Consider the following 21076-nt stretch of genomic DNA (forward strand, 5'->3'; position numbering starts at 1 on the left):
ATATAAAAAACCTATATCTTTATGTAAAGGTATAGGTTTGTCAACAATCTGAACACCTGTGGTATACACAGGTGTCATTTTTTATAAGTTTAATAATCTCTTTGTATCACGTGCGATAACTAATTCTTCATTAGTTGGAATAACATAGATTTTAACTTTACTATCTGGTGTAGAAATTAAACGATCGCCTTTTCCGTTTACGTTAGCGTCATCATCAATTTTAACACCTAATGCTTCTTCTAATAATTTACAAATTTCTTTTCTAGCAAAGAAAGAATTTTCACCAATACCTGCTGTAAAGCAAATAGCGTCAACGCCTCCTAAAGCAATGAAATAACGTCCAATATAAGCAATAACTCTTCTAAAGAAAATATCTAATGCTAATTGAGCTCTTTCGTTACCATTAGCAGCTGCATTTTGTACATCTCTAAAGTCACTAGACACACCAGATACACCTAGTAATCCAGATTCTTTATTTAACATACGAATAACTTCTTTCATATCTAATCCAACTTCTTCGATTAAATAGTCGATTACAGAAGGATCAACATCTCCTGAACGTGTTCCCATCATGATACCAGCTAAAGGAGTGAATCCCATAGATGTATTGATTGATTTACCATCTTTAACAGCACTTAAAGATCCACCAGCTCCTAAGTGAGCAACGATAATACGTGAATGTTCTGGATTTCCCATCATTTCACGACAACGTGAAGATACATAGAAATGACTTGTACCATGAGCACCATATTTACGTACTTTATTTTCTACATAATATTTATATGGAATTGGGTAAATATAACTTTTTGGTTCAAGTGTTTGGTGGAATGCAGTATCAAATACTGCAACTGCACCAGCGTTTGGGATAGCTTCTTTAAAAGCATAATATCCAGTTAAGTGAGCTGGATTGTGTAGAGGTGCTAATGATTTTAATTCATCAATTTTTGCTACAACATCTTCATCAATGACAACTGATTGATCGAAGTATGCACCACCTTGAACAACACGATGACCAACACCTTTGATTTCATTTAAATCATGAACGATTTCTTTTTTGATTAAAGTATCTAATAAAAGTTGAACAGCAACTTTATGATCTTTAATAGGTAAGATAGTTTGTTCTTTTTCTCCGTTATATTTAATAGTAAAAATAGAATCTTCTAAACCAATTCTTTCAATTACTCCAGAAGTGATAACTGATTCATCATCCATTTCAAATAATTGGAACTTTAATGATGAACTCCCTGCATTTACAGAAATAATTTTTGCCATATTTTTATAAAGCCTCCTTAATATATCGCTATTATAACACCATTCCTTAAAAAAACTATATAAAATAAACAAGATTTTATTGTTTTTATTGATAGTCAGTATATAATGGTTACTAGCCGGGGGCGCATGTGCTGAGATAGGTGAAAACCTTGTCCCTTAATATCTGATCTGGGTAATACCAGCGTAGAGAGAGCATCATGAATATATCTTTACTCCGGCAAGAAGGAGATAAAATGATGAAAAAAGAATTTGAATTAAGTACGAGAACCATGACTTATATGGCAATTTTCGCGGCATTACAAATTGTACTTGAGTATTGTACAAAAATTTATGAAATGCCAAAGGGAGGAAATATTGCTTTTTCATTGGTTCCAATTTTTTTATGTAGCTATTTAATGAATTGGAAATACGGTGTTGTTGTTTCTTTAGTAAGTTTAGGTGTACAATTTGCTTTGGGACTTGCTGTATTTTATGGTCCTTTATCAGTTATTTTTGATTACATTATTCCAATGGTATTAGTTGGTATGACAGGACTGATTCCTTTAGCACACTATAAACAATATGAAATTCCTGTAGGAATCATTGTGATGTGTGTGTTAAAAACAATTAGCCATTTACTTGCAGGGTGGTATGCTTTTGCAACACCATTAAAAGGAAATCTTACATATAATTTACCATACAATATAGGAACACTTATTGTTTGTTTTATATTATTTATGATTTTATATCCAAGATTAAAAAAAACTGTTCGTTTCTAAAATACTCTTATTAATAAGAGTATTTTTTTATGTCTTTCATTCAATTTTAAATTTGTGTATAATGATAATGTTATTAAGGAGATTAGAAGTATATGGATAATACTATCGTAGGAAAAAAAGTACTGATACATAGTTACAAACATGATGGTAGTATTCACCGTTGTTGGTCTAAAGGTCTTGTATTAGAAGAAACGGATGACCATTTTATTGTTATTAATAATAGAACATTAGTAACGGAATCTGATGGAAGAATGTGGCATACAAGAGAACCGGCTATTTGGTATTTACCTAAAAATAAATGGTATAATGTCATTTGTATGATTAGAAAAACAGGTGTTTATTATTATTGTAATATTGCTTCACCTGCATTATATGATGGCGAAGCATTAAAATATATTGATTATGATTTAGATTTAAAGGTGTTTCCAGATCATAATTATCGTATTCTAGATGAAGAAGAATATCGTCAACATGCTAGAATGATGGGATATAGTGAACGATTAGATGAAATTTTATGGAAACAACTAGATGTTTTAATTGAAGTTGCTAAAGCACAAAAAGGACCATTTAGTGAATCATTTACTAAAGATTGGTATCATTTTTATCAAGATTTAAAAGAGGGATAAATATGAAAGCAAAAATAAAATTAGATTGTCAAGAAGATACAATTTCTTTAGGAAAAATAATTGGTAAGTTAGTTAAAGCACATAGTTTAATTACTTTAAGTGGTGATTTAGGTGCTGGTAAAACAACTCTAACAAAAGGAATTGGACAAGGATTGGGAATCAAAAGAGTTATTAATTCACCAACTTTTACTATTTTAAAACAATATCAAGGACGTTTAAATTTATCACATTTTGATGTCTATCGTCTTGAAGGACAAGATGATGAATTAGGTTTTGAGGAGATTTTTGATAGTGATGATGTATGTGTTGTCGAATGGTCACAATTTATTGAAAATATTTTACCTCATGAACGTTTAGAAATTATTTTGAATCATGAAGAAAATGGACGTACATGTATTATGCATCCAATTGGACAAAGATATGAAGAATTGGTAAAGGAGATAATAAATGAAAACAATTGTAATGGATACATCGAATAAATATCTTGTTATTGCATTGTATGATCAAGGACAATGTTTAGATGTAATTCAAGAAGAGGGAAATCGACGTCAGTCAGAATATGCTATTGTTTATTTGGGAAAACTTTTAAATCGTCATCATTTAAAGGTAAAAGATTTTGGCGAAATGATCATAACAATTGGTCCTGGTTCTTATACTGGTGTACGTGTTGCTTTAACAATTGCTAAGACATTAGCTACAACTACATCTATAAAGATTAAAACAATTTCTTCTTTAAAAGCTTATGCAGGATATGATGAAGTAATAAGTGTATTGGATGCTAGAAGTCATAAAGTGTTTGTGGGTGTTTATCAAAATGGTCATGATTTAATTAAAGAAAAGATGATTGATATTGATGAATTTGATCAGTTAATGCAATTATATCCAAATTTTAAGGTTGTAGGAGATTGCGATTTAGTTAATCAAGTGCAAAGTGAAGTTAATTTAGCACAAAATATGTATCAATTAGCTAAAAGTGAGTCTTATGTAGAAGATATTGATAATTTAGTACCTGTTTATTTAAAATCAGTAGAGGCTAAAAAAATATGCAAATAAGAAAAATGAAAGTGGATGATCTTGATGAAGTTACTTATTTAGAACAACTATTATTTTCATCACCGTGGTCTAAAGAGGACTTTATTTATGAAATAAATACGAATCCTTTTGGACATTATGTTGTTATTGAAAATGAAAAACAAATTGTTGGTTATTTAGGAATGTGGCTAATGGGAGATCAAAGTCAAATTACAACAATTGGAGTAAATCAAGAAATGCAAGGACAAGGCTATGGAAGTCAATTAATGCAGTATGCCATTGATTTAACTTGTCAAAGAAAATATCATAATATTAATTTAGAAGTGCGTGTATCTAACATGGGTGCTATTCATTTATACGAAAAATATGGTTTCAAAAATGTAGCGTTACGAAAAAATTATTATGAAGATACACACGAAGATGCTTATTTAATGATTAAGGAAATGGAGGTATAGTATGTCACTATTGTTAGCTATAGAATCAAGTTGTGATGAAATGGCTATGGCTGTACTTAAAGATCAAAGAGAATTTTTAAGTAGTGTTGTTGCCAGTCAAATTGATATTCATGCAATGTACGGAGGCGTTGTGCCAGAAATTGCAAGTCGTAAACATGTAGAATGTGTTTCGCTTGTGTTGAAGGAAACTTTACAACAGGCTCATGTTACAATGGAACAGATTGATGCGATTTGTGTTACTAAAGGTCCGGGGCTTGTAGGATCATTGCATATTGGATTACAAGTTGCTAAGACTTTAGCATTAGCCTTTGATAAACCGCTTATAGGAGTTCATCATATTGCAGGACATATTTATGCCAATAATTATGAAAAAGATATTGTTTATCCGGCACTATGTTTAGTTGTGAGTGGCGGACATACAGAGTTAGTTTATATGAAAAGTCCTTTTTCATTTGAAGTGATTGGGGAAACACTTGATGATGCGGTTGGTGAGGCATACGATAAGGTTGGTAGAGTTTTAGGACTTCCTTATCCAGGAGGACCAATTATAGATCAATTAGCCTTTCAAGGTAAACCACAATATACTTTGCCAAAGCCATTAGATGATGATAGTTATAATTTCAGTTTTAGTGGATTAAAATCAGCAGTCATTAATTTGGCACATAATATGACACAAAGGCATGAAGAAATGAATCATGAAAACTTGGCTTATAGTTTTCAAAATGTTGTTGTTGATGTTTTAGTAAATAAAACAATAAAGGCTGCTAAAGAATATCACGTTAAAGAAATTATGCTTGCTGGTGGGGCAAGTGCAAATAAAGGTTTAAGACAAAAAATTAAAGAAGAAGTTGACAAGATGCCAGGGGTGATACTTTCATTGCCACCAATGTCATGTTGTACAGATAATGCAATGATGATTGCTTTAGCAGGGAAAGTTATGTATGATCATCATTTGTTTAGTGATTTGTCATTGGGGATTAAACCTCATCTTGATTTAGAATTAGAATCGATTGAGGAGGAATAATATGGATAAAAAGATTTCAAAAGCAACAATGTCACGTTTTCCGGTTTATTTAAAAGCTTTAAGAAAAATGCAACATGAAGGAAAAGAAACGTGTTTGTCAAGTGAATTATATGAAACAACTGGAATTCAAGATACAACTATAAGACGAGACTTTACATATCTTTCAAAGACAGACAATTTTGGAAGACGCGGTAAAGGATATGATGTTAAACATCTTATTGATGGTTTAAGTGAAGTGCTTGGATTAGGTCTTGAAGAACCTATTATTTTAATTGGGGTTGGTAATTTAGGAAGTGCTATTTTAAAATATAATCGTTGGCAATATACAGTTGGTAAAATTGTGTGTGGCTATGATATGGATAAAAATAAGGAAGGGGAAAGATTTGGTGTTAAATTAAATCATATTGATGATTTAGAAGCTACTTTTCCTAAAGATTGTAAAATTGCAATTTTAGCTATATCAGAAAATGTGCAAAATACAGTAGATCGCCTTATGGATTTAGGTATTAAAGGAATTGTGGATTTTACACATAGTCATTTTACAGTACGACCAGGAGTAGAGGTACAAACGGTTGATGTTGTTGTAGCAATACAAGAATTAATTATAAAAATGCATTCAAATGATCAATAATGATTGATAAAGTGTGATTAATGTATATAATTAGTAGATAAGTTATAGGAGGGGACATATGTTTGAATTTATTACAGTAAGAGAATTATTTGAAATGTTTCTTGATGGTGATCAATCCCAATTAGAAGGAATTGAGTATGTTGAACTTCAAGGATGGGTTCGTACAAATAGAAATAATGGAAAAGTTGGTTTTATTGCTTTAAATGATGGAACTTATTTTAGAAATTTACAAGTTGTTTATATAGAAGAAGGGTTAGATAATTATCAAGAAGTGGCACATATTTCGACTGGTAGTGCTATTAAAGTTCTAGGTAAATTAAAATTAACACCTGAAGGAAAACAACCATTTGAAGTAGAAGCAACACAAGTTACAATTGAAGGAACTTGTGATGAAGATTTCCCATTACAAAAGAAAAGACATTCTTTTGAATATATGAGAGAAATACCACATTTAAGACCAAGAGCAAATACGTTCTATGCAATTTATCGTGTACGATCAGTATTATCAATGGCTATTCATGAATTTTTCCAAAATCAAGGATTTGTTTATGTTCATACACCAATTATTACTTCTAATGATGGTGAAGGTGCCGGAGAAATGTTTAGAGCAACGACAATTGATAATACAGAATTTGATAAGGATTTCTTTGGAAAGGAAGCATACTTAACAGTAACTGGGCAATTACATGTTGAAGCTTTTTGTATGGCATTTAGAGATGTTTATACATTTGGTCCTGCATTCCGTGCAGAAAATTCAAATACATCAAGACATGCAAGTGAATTTTGGATGATTGAACCTGAAATTGCTTTCGCTGATTTAGAAGATGATATGGATTTAATTGAAGATATGGTTAAATTCTGTATTGATTATGTATTAGAAAATGCTCCGGAAGAAATGAAATTCTTTGAATCAATGATTGATAAAGAATGTATTAAACGTATTAGTCATGTAAGAGATAGTGAATTTAAACGTATGACTTATACAGAAGCTATTGAATACTTAGAAAAAGCTGATGTTAAATTTGAAAATCCGGTATCATGGGGTATGGATTTAAATTCAGAACATGAACGTTATATTTGTGAAAAAATAGTAGGTGGTCCCGTCTTTTTAACAGATTATCCAAAAGAAATTAAAGCATTCTATATGCGTTTAAATGATGATGGAAAAACTGTTGCTGCTTGTGATTTACTTGTACCAGGAATTGGGGAATTAGTAGGTGGTTCTCAACGTGAAGAAAGATATGATGTTTTAGAAAAGATAATGGATGAAAAAGGAATGGCTAAAGAAGGACTACAATGGTATATGGATTTACGACGCTTTGGTGGATGTAAACATGCAGGATTTGGTCTAGGATTCGATCGTTTCTTAATGTATTTAACAGGAATGCAAAATATTAGAGATGTTGAACCATTCCCAAGAACACCTAGAAACCTTAAATTTTAATAGTTGAAGATAACATTGTTATCTTCTTTTTTATTCAGTTATAGAAAATAGGTTATCTAAAAAGTGAGATGGTGTATAATGTTTAAAGAGGTGAGAATATGAACTCATTAGATCTTTTAAATATTTATTATAATTTTATTTTTAATTACAATGAAATTTCATATAATCGTGCTTATGAAGATTTCCACACAACAGAATGTTTGAAAAAGTGGTTACAATCTTTTAATATTAATTTAAGTTTTTTCAATCAAGTAGATAATGAAAATTGGCAAATGTTTAAAAGGGCAAAATCATTAAAAAATGCTGATTTTTTATTTAAAACTGATTATGATCAGGAGTATAAATCTTTTTATCAAAAAGAAATAAGAAAATATCAAGTTGCTTTCTTACCGGCAATAGGGGATGAATTGTCAAAAAAAATAATTGATCGAAATTATGCATTAAAATATCAAAATGACTCTATCAGAGTTTTTTGTATTGATAAATTGGTTAAAAATAATGATTTTTCATTTTATGGGCCTTTTCAATTGTTTTTAAATGCTTTGTTTCAAATTGATAATTGGCCGGGTATTTTTGTATTCAAAGAGCATTTATGGAATTTTATTCCTGTGAAAGATGAAAATGATATTCAAAATGTGTTTAAAAGAATTGAAAATCATACTATTTTTGATGACTTTAATTTTAATCATAATGATGGTTACTTCGTTCAGTTAAGTGATTTACACCTAGGAACAAAAAAGACGAATGAGGGAGTTGAGGTACTAAATGAAAGTTTAGATGAACTCTATCAACATTTGTATAGCCAACACCAAATAAAATATTTGATTACTGGTGATTTGATGAATTCACCAAATCGTAAGAATATGTATTTAGCTTCACAATTTATGAACCGTTTAAAAAAACAATATCATGGTGATGTAACATTTGTACTAGGAAATCATGATGTTATTGTTCATGGGTTAAATATTTTTAAAAAGCAAAAAGCAAAAGTTGTTGCTTATTTACTTGGTGAAAATATTAAGGTTTTAGAGCAAGAAAAAATAATAATTATTAAAATTGATTCAACCTCTGAAGGTAATTTGGCTCGTGGCAAAGTTGGTAAAATTAAATTAGATGAAATAGAGGAAGAATTAGCTTCAATTGAAAATTTAGATCAGTATACTTTGATAGCTATGATGCATCATCATTTAATTCCTATTAAAAAAGATGATTTTTTAAAGATTAAATGGAATGAAAAATTATTTATGGGTAAGCTGATGGATAGTTCAAAAGCTCTTGTTGATGCTAAAGAAGTTATTGAGTGGCTAGATGGGCATGGTGTTGATTATGTTTTCCACGGTCATAAGCATATTCCTTATGTAGGATTATTGAATTCTATGTATATTATTGCAGGAGGATCATCGTGTGGGGGCGGTGCTAAAGAAAGTAAGAGTAGATATTTAAGTTATAATGTATTAAAATACGATTATTCAACAAATAGATTTAAATACTGCTTTATTTTTTATGATGACTTAACCAAGCAAGAACGTCATCGTGTTAAAGTGAATTTTTTAGGAGGAAATTATGAAACTAGTTGATAAAATGAAAGATGAAAAATTAGGTACTGCACTACTTTATAACTTTACTAAAGGATATGGACATGTGCCAATGGATGTATATGATATTGTGTTACCTTTATTATTTGATGATTCTTTTAGAAAACATATTCAAGAAGCTTCATCTTTTGAAGAATGCTTACAAATGTGTCAAAGTGAAAATGCTCAGTTTTTTCAAAATATTCTTACTGATTATCAGGAAAGTAAAGAAATGACATCCAGAGCTCTAGGTATTTGCCTTTTAAATCAATATTTACGCTTTGAAGTTGAAGATGCACAAATGAAAGGAATTGCTAATGAAAGCAGTATTCTTGATCTAAATGAGGCAATTCGTTTAGGAGAAGAATTAAAAGGAAAAAATATAGATGAAATTTTAAAGTCTTTAAAAAAAAAGAAAATGAAAATAGTTTTTCTCGATAGAGAAACTGTAGGTCATGATTTAGATTTTCAGGAATTAATGGATTTAGGTGAAGTTTATATTTATGATCAAACAAAGAGAGAAGATATTGTATCAAGAATTCATGATGCACATATTGTCATTACTAATAAGCACATTTTAAATGAAGAAGTATTAAAACAAGCACCTTTGGTAGAACTTATATGTGTGACAGCAACAGGATACAATAATATTGATATTGATTATTGTCATCAACATCAAATTACTGTATGTAATGTGCAAGGCTATTCAACAAATAGTGTTGCTCAACATACGTTTGCACTATTACTAGATTTGTATGAAAAAAATCATTATTATCATAACTACGTTTCATCTGGGCAATATAGTTCTTCATCTTTGTTTACTCATTTTGAACAGCCATTCTATGAACTTGAGGGAAAAACATGGGGAATTGTTGGACTAGGTAACATTGGTAAAAAAGTTGCTCAAATCGCCAAAACATTTGGTTGCCATGTTGTTTATTATTCAACAAGTGGAAAGAATAATTCTAGTGAATACCAAAAAGTAGATTTTGATACTTTATTAAGTACATGTGATATTATTACAATTCATGCTCCTCTTAATAAGCAGACACATCATTTATTTAATAAAGAAGCCTTTGCTAAAATGAAAAAAACAAGTTATTTAATTAATGTTGGTCGTGGACCGATTATTAATGAAAATGATTTATATGAAGCTTTAAAAAATGATGTTATTGCAGGAGCAGGGTTAGATGTATTTGAACAAGAACCAATGGGTAAAGATAATCCTTTATTGGCAATTCAAAATCCAACAAAATTACTCATGACACCACATATTGCATGGGCGACTCAAGAAGCAAGAGCACGTTGTATTAAAGAAGTAATTGAAAATATTAAAGCTTATCAAATAAATAAACCAAGAAATGTATGCTAAACATACATTTTTTTCTTTTTTTGTGTTATACTTCATGAGCGTTAAGAAAAGGAGAAAGAATGGAAAACTTATTTGAAAAATTAGGATTAAGTCAAGATGTATTAAAAGCAATTAAGAATATGGGATTTGTTAAACCATCGCCAATTCAAGAAAAAGCAATACCTGAAGTATTAGGTGGTCATGATATCATTGGACAAGCTCAAACTGGAACAGGAAAAACATTAGCTTTTGGAAGTGCAATTTTATCAAAAATCAATGAATCACATGATTTACCCCAAGCATTGATTATTTCACCAACTCGTGAATTAGCAATGCAAATCAACGAAGAAATAAAAAGAATTGGGAAATATAAAGAATTAACTTATGTATGTGTTTATGGCGGAAGTGAAATTGAAAAACAAATTAAAATAATAAAAAAAGGCGTTGATGTGGTTATTGGTACACCTGGACGCATTATGGATTTAATGCGTAGAAAAGTATTAAAATTACAGGCTGTAGATTATGTTGTTTTAGATGAAGCGGATGAGATGTTAAAAATGGGCTTTGTTGAAGATGTTGAAACAATATTAGAAAAAACAAACTCTCATCGTCAAACTGTTTTGTTTTCAGCTACAATGCCTCAAGGAATTAAAAAAATTGCTAAAAAATATATGAAAGAAGACTATCAACATATAGCCATTAAACAAAAAACACAAACAGCGACAACAGTTAAACAATATTATTATGAGGTAAAAGAAAAAGACCGTTTTGAAACACTTTGTCGTTTAATAGATGTTTCACAGGTTCAAACAGGTATTATTTTTTGCCGAACTAAAAGAAGTGTTGATGAAGTTGTAGAACTGATGCAAAAGGCTAACTATAGTGTAGAAGCGATGCATGGTGACTTAAATCAAAATCATAGAATGAACACATTAAGGAAATTAAAAACAGGGGCTATTCAGTTTTTAGTAGCGACTGATGTCGCCGCAAGGGGAATTGATGTTGAAAATGTAAGTCATGTTATTAATTATGGATTACCTCAAGAAGTAGAAGCATATGTTCATCGTATTGGTCGTACTGGTAGAGCTAATAAAAAAGGGATTGCTTATACTATTATTTCTCCTCGTGATCATTCATTTTTAAAGCAAATTGAAAAAGAAACACACTCTACTATTGAAAAAGGAGTGATTCCTACATTAACAGAAATAAAAATGAACAAAGTAAATCGTATTTTATCACAAGCAGAAGATGAAATATTTCAAGGACATCATAAAAAGTTTAAATCTATTGTAAATGAAATTGATGAAACGATGCTCCCGGATTTTACAGCTGCCTTAATTCAACTTGTCTATCACCAACAAACAGGATATGCCTATACTAAAGAAACAATTACTACACCTAGAAAAAAGAAAAAGGGAGCAAGTGAAGGTTTTGTAAGATTATTTGTCACTGCAGGAACGATGGATAAAGTAAAAAAAGGGGATATTATTGATTTCTTTGTAGAAAAGGCAAATGTTAATCGAGAGGATATTCAAGGAATTGATATAAAAAGAAAATTTACTTTTGTCAATATTAGAGAAAATCAAATTGAAAAGGTTTTACGAAATTGTCAAAAAGAAAAAATACATAATCGACGTATTGAAATAGAAGTTGCTAATCAAAAATAAAGTGTCTCTAAACAAATAAAGACACTTTATTTTTATTTAATTAAAAGTCTGCTAAAAAGGTATATATTAAGCAGATTATTTTCATATCTTTGGAAAAGAAAATGATGATTTAACTTGAATGTAAACGCTAACAAGTATATAATTAATTTATGAGTTATTTCTAAGGAGGATTAGTTTAATGAAGAAATACGTTTATATGTTTAGTGAAGGTAATGAAATGATGCGTGATCTTCTTGGAGGTAAAGGAGCAAACTTAGCTCAAATGGTAAATTTAGGTTTACCTGTACCACAAGGGTTCACTGTAACAACAGAAGCATGTAATGAATATTATGCAGATGGACAAATCATCAATGAAACAATGAAAAAACAAATTGATGAAGCATTAGAAAGACTAGAAAAATTAGCTGGTAAAAAACTTGGAGGATTAGATAATCCATTATTAGTTTCTGTACGTTCTGGAGCTAAATTCTCAATGCCAGGTATGATGGATACAATTTTAAATTTAGGATTAAATGATGAAACAGTTGAAGTTGTAGCAAAACAAACTGATAATCGCCGTTTTGCATTTGATAGTTATCGTCGTTTTATTCAAATGTATTCAGATGTTGTATGTGAAATTGATAAAGAATTATTTGAAGCAAAATTAACAGCATTAAAAAATAATAATGGATATGAAAGTGATTTGGATATCACTGCAGAGGATTTTGAAAATATTATTATTCCTCAATACAAAGAAATTTTTAAAGAACAATTAGGACGTGATTTTCCACAAGATGCAAAAGAACAATTAATGGGTGCTGTATTAGCTGTATTTAGATCATGGAATAATGACCGTGCTATCATCTATCGTAATTTAAACGGTATTCCTCATGATTTAGGAACTGCTGTAAATGTTCAACAAATGGTATTTGGTAATATGGGTAATGATTCAGGAACTGGGGTTTTATTTACTCGTAATGCTGCTAATGGTGATAATCATATTTATGGTGAATACTTAATTAACGCACAAGGTGAAGATGTTGTTGCAGGTATTCGTACACCACAAAAAATTGATCGTTTAGCAGAAGATATGCCTGAAATTTATAAACAATTAGTAACAATTGTTAAAGGATTAGAAAAACATTATAAAGATATGCAAGACTGTGAATTTACAGTTGAAAACGGAAAATTATATTTATTACAAACAAGAAATGGTAAACGTACTGGAAAAGCCGCATTAAAGATTGCTGTAGATTTAGTACATGAAGGACTAATCAATAAATACGAAGCAATGACTCGTATTGAACCTGATCAAGTAAGTCAATTACTTCATCCTAACTTTACTGCTGAAGCATTAAAACAAGCTACTCCTATTCTTGAAGGGTTACCTGCTTCACCAGGTGCTGGTGCAGGTAAAGTTTACTTAACTGCAGAAAAAGTTCATGAAAAAGCTGTAGCTGGTGAAAAAGTTGTTTTAGTGAGACATGAAACTTCACCAGAAGATATCCAAGGTATGGTTGATTGTGAAGGTATTTTAACTTCTACAGGTGGTATGACAAGCCATGCAGCCGTTGTTGCTCGTGGTATGGGTAAATGCTGTATTGTTGGTGCTAAAGCATTATCAATTGATTATGATGCTGGTACTTTTACAATTGATGGAAAAACTTATCCAGAAGGAACTGAAGTATCATTAGATGGATCTACTGGTAAAGTATATATGGGTGTTTTAGATTCTGAAGAGTCAGAATTAACTGGTGATTTTGCAGAATTAATGTCATGGGCTGATGAAATTAAACGTTTGGAAGTACGTGCAAATGCTGATAGCCCACGTGATGCCGCAGTAGCTATTAAATTTGGTGCTGAAGGTGTTGGTTTATGTAGAACTGAACATATGTTCTTTGAAGGTGATCGTATTGAATATGTGAGAGAAATGATTTTAGCTGACACTGTTGAAGAACGTATTAAAGCATTAGATGAATTATATAAATTCCAAGTTGAAGATTTTAGAGGAATCTATCGTGCAATGGTTGGATTACCAGTAACAGTACGTTTATTAGATCCACCACTTCATGAATTCTTACCTCATACAGATGAAGAATATCAAGCTGTTGCTGATAAACTTGGAAAAACTTTAGAAGAAGTTAAAGCAAAAGGTGCTTCATTAAAAGAAGTCAATCCAATGTTAGGACATCGTGGTTCTCGTTTAGCAGTAACATATCCAGAAATTTACAATATGCAAGTCAAAGCAATTGTTGATGCTGCTATTGATGTTGAAAGAGAATTAGGATGTACAATTGTTCCTGAAATCATGTTACCATTAATTGGTAGTGAATCAGAAATTACTTATGTTAAAAATAACGTAACAAAAGCTATAGATGCTGCTATTATGGCTAAAAATGCTAAAATTGAATATAAGATTGGTACAATGATTGAAATTCCTAGAGCTGCATTAACTGCTGATCAAATTGCTAAACATGCTGAATTCTTCTCATTTGGTACAAACGACTTAACTCAAATGACATTTGGATTCTCACGTGATGATGTTGGTTCATTCTTACCAGAATACATTAAACGTAAAGTTATTCAAGTTGATCCTTTTGTTTCATTGGATCAAAGTGGTGTTGGTCAATTAATTCAAATGGCAGCAGAAAAAGGACGTAGTGTTCGTCCAAATATTAAATTAGGTATTTGTGGTGAACACGGTGGAGATCCTGAATCAATTAAATTCTGTCATAAAACTGGATTAACTTATGTTTCTTGTTCACCATACCGTGTATTAATTGCACGTTTGGCTGCTGCTCAAGCTGCTGCTGAAGAAATTATCATTGAACATAATAATGATAAAATCACAGTACAAGATAAATAATTAAAATGGTATCGCAAGATACCATTTTTTTTATGCTTGTTTTATAGTATAATAACTGTATATGTGGAAAGGCGGAGCGTTATGGATAAGATTAAACTTAATTTAGATAGTATCGCTACCCTTTTATTTTGTTGTGATTTAAAAGCTTTTGATGAGGTTCCATTAACTATTGAAGAGTGGTACCAAGTTGAAAAAATTTTAAAAATGCATGGAATGAAGGGACCTGCAGATTTATTTGGGTTATCAAGTGATGAATTACTAGAAATGCTAAATATACCTGAGTTTATTGTTTATAAAATGGAACAGCGTCGAAAAAAACTTAGTTTTATGTTGAATTTGTTGCATGATTTAGAAAATAAAGGCATTAATATAATGACAAAATATGATGATCATTATCCTCAATTATTAGTCAAATCAATGAAAAAAAGAGCACCTGTATATATGTATTACAAAGGTGATATGAGCCAATATACTGCAGGAATTTCAATATGCGGTTTAAATGAACTTGAACATAAAGATGGGACATACATAAAAAGAATTGTGGATAAAGTTATTGAAGAAAAAAAATACTATGTTTCTAATGATGGAAAAGGTGTGGATAAGGCAGCACTTCAATATGCTTTAAGAAACGGATGTTCTGTTGTTATATTTGTTTGCAAAAATATGATTGAAAAAATGAACAAATATAAAAGATACATAAAAAATGGGCAACTTGTTATATTGAGTGCAGTTGATCCAAACTCTGTGTTTGATATTACCCATGCTATTGATAGAAACAGTTACGTTTGTGGTTTATCTAAATATCAAATTATTATATCAAGTAAAATAAATAATGGTGCAACTTGGTTTACTGCACTACAAAATATGCATCATCATTGGGTTGATCCACTTGTTCTAGATAACCAATATATGGGTAATCAGAGATTATTAGAAATGCAAGCGACACCTTTATATATAAAAGATGTTTTATCAACGGCTAGTTTTGAAATGATTTATAAAAATAATCAAAAAAATATTGAAGTTAATGAAGTCAATATTGATCAAATGTCTATATTTGAATTTATAGGAGAACCTCATGTTTAGAAATATAAAAAACTATCCTATAACAGCTTTACTGATAGGAGTATGTGTTATTGTATTTTTATATACTACTTTATTTTATGGTATAGATATGAATGCTTATCAAGGCTTACAAGCAGGAGGAATGAATCCGGTTTATGTTATCCATTTCAAACAATATTATCGTTTGATTACGGCTAATTTTATTCATTTTGGATTAATGCATTTATTTTGTAATGTGTATTCATTGTATAATTTAGGGTGTGTTATGGAACTTATTCTTGAAATGAAACGATATGTTTTAGTGATTATTATTTCAATGTTAGCAACAACAGGAATACCTTGCTTGTTATACTTATTGAATGGTACGGGAATGTATTCGATTATGGGAGGTATTTCTGGTGTTATTTTTGGACTAATTGGATCATTGTGTGCATTAGCTTTAATTTATAAAGATGTATATTATAATTTGTTTAGACAAATTTTATCAAGTTTATTATTGATGCTATTTATATCATTTGCGATTCCTTCTATTTCGTTAGTAGGACATGTAAGTGGATTTATTGGTGGGTTTGTAACAACGATTTTGATAAGTAAATTTTGCCCATTATATAAATGGTAAAGATAATACCAAAGTTATTATATAAAAAGATTATACAAGGAGAAAAATAATGAAAAATTTAAAAGTAAGAAAAGCAATTATTCCTGCTGCTGGTTTAGGAACGAGATTTTTACCAGCAACAAAGGCGATTGCTAAAGAAATGTTGCCTATTGTAGATATCCCAACAATACAATATATTATTCAAGAAGCTGTTGACAGTGGGATTGAAGAAATTTTAATAATTACTAACAGTAATAAACATGCGATGGAAAATCATTTTGATAAAAATTATGAATTGGAAGCAAGACTTACAGAATCTGGGAAATTAGAACAAGTCAAAATGATTCAAGATATTGCAAATATGGCAAATATTTATTATATTCGTCAAAAAGAGCCGAAAGGATTGGGTCACGCCGTATTATGTGCAAAATCGTTTATCGGCGATGAACCTTTCGCTGTATTACTTGGTGATGATGTTGTGGTTAATAAGGAAGGGAATCCTGCTTTAAAGCAACTTATTGATGCTTATGAAAAAACATCGGCTTCTGTAGTGGGAGTACAAACAGTGCCTAAAGCAGATGTTAACAAATACGGAATCGTAGAGCCTTCAAAATCACATCCGGCTAAAGGACGTTTAGTGAAATTGACAGATATGGTTGAAAAGCCAAAAGTAGAAGAAGCACCTAGTCAATTGGCAGTTTTAGGACGCTATGTTTTAACACCTGAAATTTTTGACTTGTTAGAAACACAAGGAAAAGGTGCTGGCGGAGAAATTCAATTGACTGATGCAATTAAAAGATTATTAGATCGCCAAGCAGTGTACGCTTATGATTTTGAAGGAAATAGATATGATGTTGGAGATAAATTTGGATTTATTAAAGCTACGATTGATTTTTCGTTAGACCGAGAAGAATTACATGATAAAGTATTGAATTATATTCAAAGTCTTGTGGCAAACGAAAATAAATAAAAAAATTGTTTTTCAAAGATAGAAATCATAATTTCTATCTTTTTGTTTGTAATAATCGAATAAAATTGAATTTTATGTTTTGACTCATGAATATATAGCAAATAATTCATGAAAGTAGTATAATGTTTATATGCAAAAAAGGAGGATTTTTAAAATGGCTAAAAAGTTTTTATCAATGGATGGTAATACTGCAGCTGCGCATGTTGCCTATGCGTTTACAGAAGTTGCTAGTATTTATCCAATTACACCTTCGTCACCAATGGCTGAAAATGCTGAAACTTGGGCTGCTCAAGGTAAAAAGAATTTATTTGGTTCGCCCGTAAATGTTATTGAAATGCAGTCAGAGGCAGGTGCAGCAGGTGCTGTCCATGGTGCATTACAAGGTGGAGCACTAGCGACTACATTTACTGCTTCACAAGGTTTATTATTAATGATTCCTAATTTATATAAAATTGCAGGGGAATTATTACCAGGTGTTTTCCACGTATCAGCTCGTGCATTAGCTACTCGTTCGTTAAATATCTTTGGAGATCATCAAGATATCTATGCATGTCGTCAAGTAGGAATGCCAATGATTTGTTCACACTCTGTTCAAGAAGTTATGGACTTAGCTGGTGTAGCGCATTTAACTGCGATTAAGGCATCTGTACCAGTTATGCATTTCTTTGATGGATTTAGAACATCACACGAAATTCAAAAAGTTGAAGTAATGGATTATGAAGATCTAAATAAATTATTAGATCGTGAAGCGTTGGCTCGTTTTAAGAAAAATGCACTAAATCCACACATTAATCCTATTGAACGTGGTGGTGCTGAAAATGATGATATTTATTTCCAAGGTAGAGAAGCACAAAATAAACATTATGATGCAGTTGTAGAAATTGCTGCTGATTACATGAATAAGATTTCAGAAATCACAGGAAGAAATTATGCACCATTTACTTATTATGGGGCACCTGATGCAACAAGAATTATTATTGCAATGGGGTCTGTTACTGAAACAATTAAAGAAACAATTGATGAAATGAACCGCTTGGGGGATAGAGTAGGTTTAATTAAAGTTCATCTATATCGTCCTTTCTCAGCTAAATATTTATTAAAAGTATTACCTGAAACTGTAGAAAAAGTTGCAGTTTTAGATCGTACTAAAGAAATGGGAGCAACAGGGGAACCATTATACTTAGATGTATGTAGTGTTTTAAAAGATGTTAAACATGTCACAACAATTATTGGTGGACGTTATGGTATGGGGTCTAAGGATACAACTCCTAGACAAATTAAAGCTGTTTATGATCATTTATTAGATGAACATCCATTTACATCATTTACAATAGGAATTAACGATGATGTTACTCACTTATCATTGAAAGAAGATCCAACATTTAAAGTAAGTGCTGACTACACTGCATGTTTATTCTATGGTTTAGGATCTGATGGTACTGTTTCTGCAAATAAATCATCTATTAAAATTATTGGAGATCATACTGATTTATATTCACAAGCTTATTTTGCTTATGATAGTAAAAAAGCGGGTGGAGCAACTCGTTCTAATTTAAGATTTGGTCATACACCAATTCGTGCTACTTATTATGTAAATAATGCAGACTTTATTTCATGTTCTTTAGATAATTATGTCATTAAATATGATATGTTAAAGAATTTAAAGGATGAAGGTACATTCTTATTAAATACTGAATTCGATAAAGATCATATTGTTGATTATTTACCAAATCGTGTTAAAAAACAATTGGCAGATAAAAATGCAAAATTCTATATTATTAACGCTAATAAAATTGCTAATGAAATTGGTATGGGACGTCGTACAAACACAATTTTACAATCAGCATTCTTTGCGTTAAATCAACAAATTTTACCAATTGATCAAGCTGTTGAATATATGAAAGAAATGGCTAAGAAAACATACAGTAAAAAAGGCGATGCTATTGTTCAATTAAACTATAAAGCAATTGATGCTGGAAAAGATGCTCTTGTTGAAGTAGCTGTTGATCCATCTTGGTCTCAATTGACAGTAAATCAAGCAAGAAAGTCAACTGGAGATGAACATTTTGACAGCTTTGTTTCTGTAATTAACAGTCTAGATGGATATGATTTACCTGTAAGTGCATTTATGGATAAACTAGACGGTTCTATGAAATCAGGCGTAGCTATTAAAGAAAAACGTGCAATTGCGACAATGGTTCCACGTTGGAATAAAGATAACTGTATTCAATGTAATAACTGTGTTATGGTTTGTCCTCATGCAACAATTCGTGCATTCTTAATTGATGATGAAGAGATGCAATCATTACCTGAAGATATTAGTAATGATGTATTAAAACCAATGGGAAAAAATGTTGATGGTTTAGTTTATCGTATTCAAGTATCGCCAGATAACTGTGTAGGATGTGGATTGTGTGTAACTGAATGTCCAGGTAAAAAAGGTGAAAAAGCACTTGAAATGGTTCATGTTAAAGAAGAATTAAAACATGCTCCATTAGCTGACTATATGTATGAAAACGTTCAATATCGTGATGATCGTTATCCTAAGACAACAGCAAAAGGTGTAGGTTTCATGAGACCTTATTTTGAAGTTTCAGGAGCTTGCGGTGGATGTGGTGAAACACCATATTATCGTTTGGCATCTCAATTATTTGGTAAAGATATGATGATTGCAAACGCAACAGGATGTAGTTCAATTTATTCTGGATCAACTCCATCAACACCATGTACTGTTGATAAAAATGGTAATGGTCCTGCTTGGGCTAACTCATTATTTGAAGATAATGCAGAATATGGATTTGGTATGAAACTTGCTGATAATTATAATGTTTCAACAATGTTACGTATTATGGAAGAAAATAAAGATAACGTTGAACCAGAATTGAAAGATGTTTTAGATGAATATATTTCAATCAAAGGTGATCGTGAAAAAGAAAGAGAATTAGCTCCTAAGATTACAGAATTAGTTAAAGCATCATCTAATGAAGCGATTAAAGAAGTATTGCACTACGAAGGAGAGTTTGTAAGTAAATCACAATGGATTATTGGTGGTGATGGATGGGCTTATGACATCGGTTATGGCGGAGTAGACCATGTATTAGCTAATAATCAAAATGTAAATATTTTAGTTCTTGATACTGAAGTATATTCTAATACTGGAGGTCAATCATCTAAATCTTCACAAGCTGGATCTATTGCTAAGTTTACAGCAAGTGGTAAAAAGGTTGCTAAAAAAGATTTAGCACAAATTGCAATGGCTTATGGACATGTATATGTTGCACAAGTTGCTATGGGTGCAAATAGTGCGCAAACAATTAAAGCATTCAAAGAGGCAGAAAGTTATGATGGACCATCATTAATTATTGCTTATGCACCATGTAATGAACATGGAATTAAAGGTGGATTACAAAATCATCAACATCAACAAAGAGAAGCTGTTAAATGTGGATATTTTAACTTGTTAAGATATGATCCTAGATTAGAAGCTGAAGGTAAGAACCCATTACAATTAGATTCTAAAGAACCTGATTTCACTAAATTCAAAGATTTCTTATTAAGTGAAAACAGATTCGCTCAACTAGGAAAAGTTAATCCAGAACACGCAAGTGATTTAATGGATAAATGTGAACAAGATGCTAAAAAACGTCGTAATCGTTTAGATGTTATGGCAAGCGAATAATTATTGGTTTAAGAAGAGTTCGATTATTTGAACTCTTTTTTTATTTAATTTAAAGAAAACACTTTACAAAGGCAAGAAAAGATGGTAG

17 protein-coding genes and 1 riboswitch are annotated in these 21076 nt (G+C 30.9%); of the genes, 16 read left to right on the plus strand and 1 reads right to left on the minus strand.

Going from position 1 to position 21076, the window contains the following annotated elements; genetic code table 11:
- Positions 1 to 81: 81 nt before the first annotated feature.
- Positions 82 to 1272, minus strand: a complete 1191-nt coding sequence (locus DW911_RS10185) for an acetate/propionate family kinase (protein ID WP_118433997.1) — start codon at positions 1270 to 1272, stop codon at positions 82 to 84.
- A 108-nt stretch (positions 1273 to 1380) separates the two neighbouring features.
- Positions 1381 to 1479: riboswitch (TPP riboswitch) on the plus strand.
- Positions 1480 to 1508: 29 nt separating this feature from the next.
- Between DW911_RS10185 and DW911_RS10190 the strand changes: the two genes are divergently transcribed.
- The 16 genes from DW911_RS10190 (at position 1509) to nifJ (ending at position 20988) form a co-directional block, all read left to right on the plus strand.
- Positions 1509 to 2030, plus strand: a complete 522-nt coding sequence (locus DW911_RS10190; protein WP_233541881.1) for an ECF transporter S component — start codon at positions 1509 to 1511, stop codon at positions 2028 to 2030.
- Positions 2031 to 2122: 92 nt separating this feature from the next.
- Positions 2123 to 2656 carry a DUF402 domain-containing protein gene (locus tag DW911_RS10195; protein WP_118434001.1) on the plus strand — a complete coding sequence of 178 codons (534 nt, stop codon included), beginning with the start codon at positions 2123 to 2125 and terminating at the stop codon, positions 2654 to 2656.
- A 2-nt stretch (positions 2657 to 2658) separates the two neighbouring features.
- Complete coding sequence (gene tsaE / locus DW911_RS10200) at positions 2659 to 3135, plus strand: tRNA (adenosine(37)-N6)-threonylcarbamoyltransferase complex ATPase subunit type 1 TsaE (protein WP_118434003.1); 477 nt, start codon at positions 2659 to 2661, stop codon at positions 3133 to 3135.
- On the plus strand, positions 3104 to 3709 hold the full coding sequence (gene tsaB, locus DW911_RS10205; RefSeq protein ID WP_118434005.1) for a tRNA (adenosine(37)-N6)-threonylcarbamoyltransferase complex dimerization subunit type 1 TsaB: 606 nt from the start codon (positions 3104 to 3106) through the stop codon (positions 3707 to 3709). The genes tsaE and tsaB overlap by 32 nt, the downstream gene beginning before the upstream one ends.
- Positions 3700 to 4143 (plus strand): ribosomal protein S18-alanine N-acetyltransferase, encoded by a 444-nt coding sequence (rimI, locus tag DW911_RS10210; protein WP_118434007.1) that lies wholly within the window; start codon positions 3700 to 3702, stop codon positions 4141 to 4143. Before tsaB ends, rimI begins: the two co-directional genes overlap by 10 nt.
- 1 nt (position 4144) lies before the next feature.
- Positions 4145 to 5167 carry a tRNA (adenosine(37)-N6)-threonylcarbamoyltransferase complex transferase subunit TsaD gene (tsaD, locus tag DW911_RS10215; protein WP_118434009.1) on the plus strand — a complete coding sequence of 341 codons (1023 nt, stop codon included), beginning with the start codon at positions 4145 to 4147 and terminating at the stop codon, positions 5165 to 5167.
- 1 nt (position 5168) lies between these two features.
- Complete coding sequence (locus DW911_RS10220) at positions 5169 to 5798, plus strand: redox-sensing transcriptional repressor Rex (protein ID WP_118434011.1); 630 nt, start codon at positions 5169 to 5171, stop codon at positions 5796 to 5798.
- Positions 5799 to 5856: 58 nt separating this feature from the next.
- Positions 5857 to 7242, plus strand: coding sequence for an asparagine--tRNA ligase (asnS, locus tag DW911_RS10225; protein ID WP_118434013.1), 1386 nt, complete (start codon positions 5857 to 5859; stop codon positions 7240 to 7242).
- A gap of 98 nt (positions 7243 to 7340) precedes the next feature.
- Positions 7341 to 8819 (plus strand): metallophosphoesterase family protein, encoded by a 1479-nt coding sequence (locus DW911_RS10230; protein ID WP_118434015.1) that lies wholly within the window; start codon positions 7341 to 7343, stop codon positions 8817 to 8819.
- A complete protein-coding gene (locus DW911_RS10235) occupies positions 8806 to 10188 on the plus strand; it encodes a D-2-hydroxyacid dehydrogenase (protein WP_118434017.1) in 1383 nt (460 codons plus the stop codon). The genes DW911_RS10230 and DW911_RS10235 overlap by 14 nt, the downstream gene beginning before the upstream one ends.
- A 59-nt stretch (positions 10189 to 10247) precedes the next feature.
- Positions 10248 to 11834, plus strand: coding sequence for a DEAD/DEAH box helicase (locus DW911_RS10240; protein WP_118434019.1), 1587 nt, complete (start codon positions 10248 to 10250; stop codon positions 11832 to 11834).
- Between the two features lie 178 nt (positions 11835 to 12012).
- Positions 12013 to 14679: a pyruvate, phosphate dikinase gene (gene ppdK, locus DW911_RS10245; protein WP_118434021.1), complete on the plus strand. Its 2667-nt coding sequence runs from the start codon at positions 12013 to 12015 to the stop codon at positions 14677 to 14679.
- 81 nt (positions 14680 to 14760) lie between these two features.
- Positions 14761 to 15762 (plus strand): DNA-processing protein DprA, encoded by a 1002-nt coding sequence (locus tag DW911_RS10250; RefSeq protein WP_118434023.1) that lies wholly within the window; start codon positions 14761 to 14763, stop codon positions 15760 to 15762.
- Positions 15755 to 16360, plus strand: a complete 606-nt coding sequence (locus DW911_RS10255; RefSeq protein WP_118434025.1) for a rhomboid family intramembrane serine protease — start codon at positions 15755 to 15757, stop codon at positions 16358 to 16360. The genes DW911_RS10250 and DW911_RS10255 overlap by 8 nt, the downstream gene beginning before the upstream one ends.
- A gap of 49 nt (positions 16361 to 16409) precedes the next feature.
- Entirely contained in the window at positions 16410 to 17309 is a 900-nt protein-coding gene (gene galU, locus DW911_RS10260; protein WP_118434027.1) for a UTP--glucose-1-phosphate uridylyltransferase GalU, read from the plus strand.
- 154 nt (positions 17310 to 17463) lie between these two features.
- Positions 17464 to 20988 (plus strand): pyruvate:ferredoxin (flavodoxin) oxidoreductase, encoded by a 3525-nt coding sequence (nifJ, locus tag DW911_RS10265; RefSeq protein ID WP_118607785.1) that lies wholly within the window; start codon positions 17464 to 17466, stop codon positions 20986 to 20988.
- The last annotated feature ends 88 nt before the right edge of the window (positions 20989 to 21076 follow it).

Origin of the sequence: Erysipelatoclostridium sp. AM42-17 (assembly GCF_003480255.1) — a bacterium.
In the GTDB taxonomy this organism is placed as follows: Bacteria; Bacillota_I; Bacilli_A; order Erysipelotrichales; family Coprobacillaceae; genus Faecalibacillus.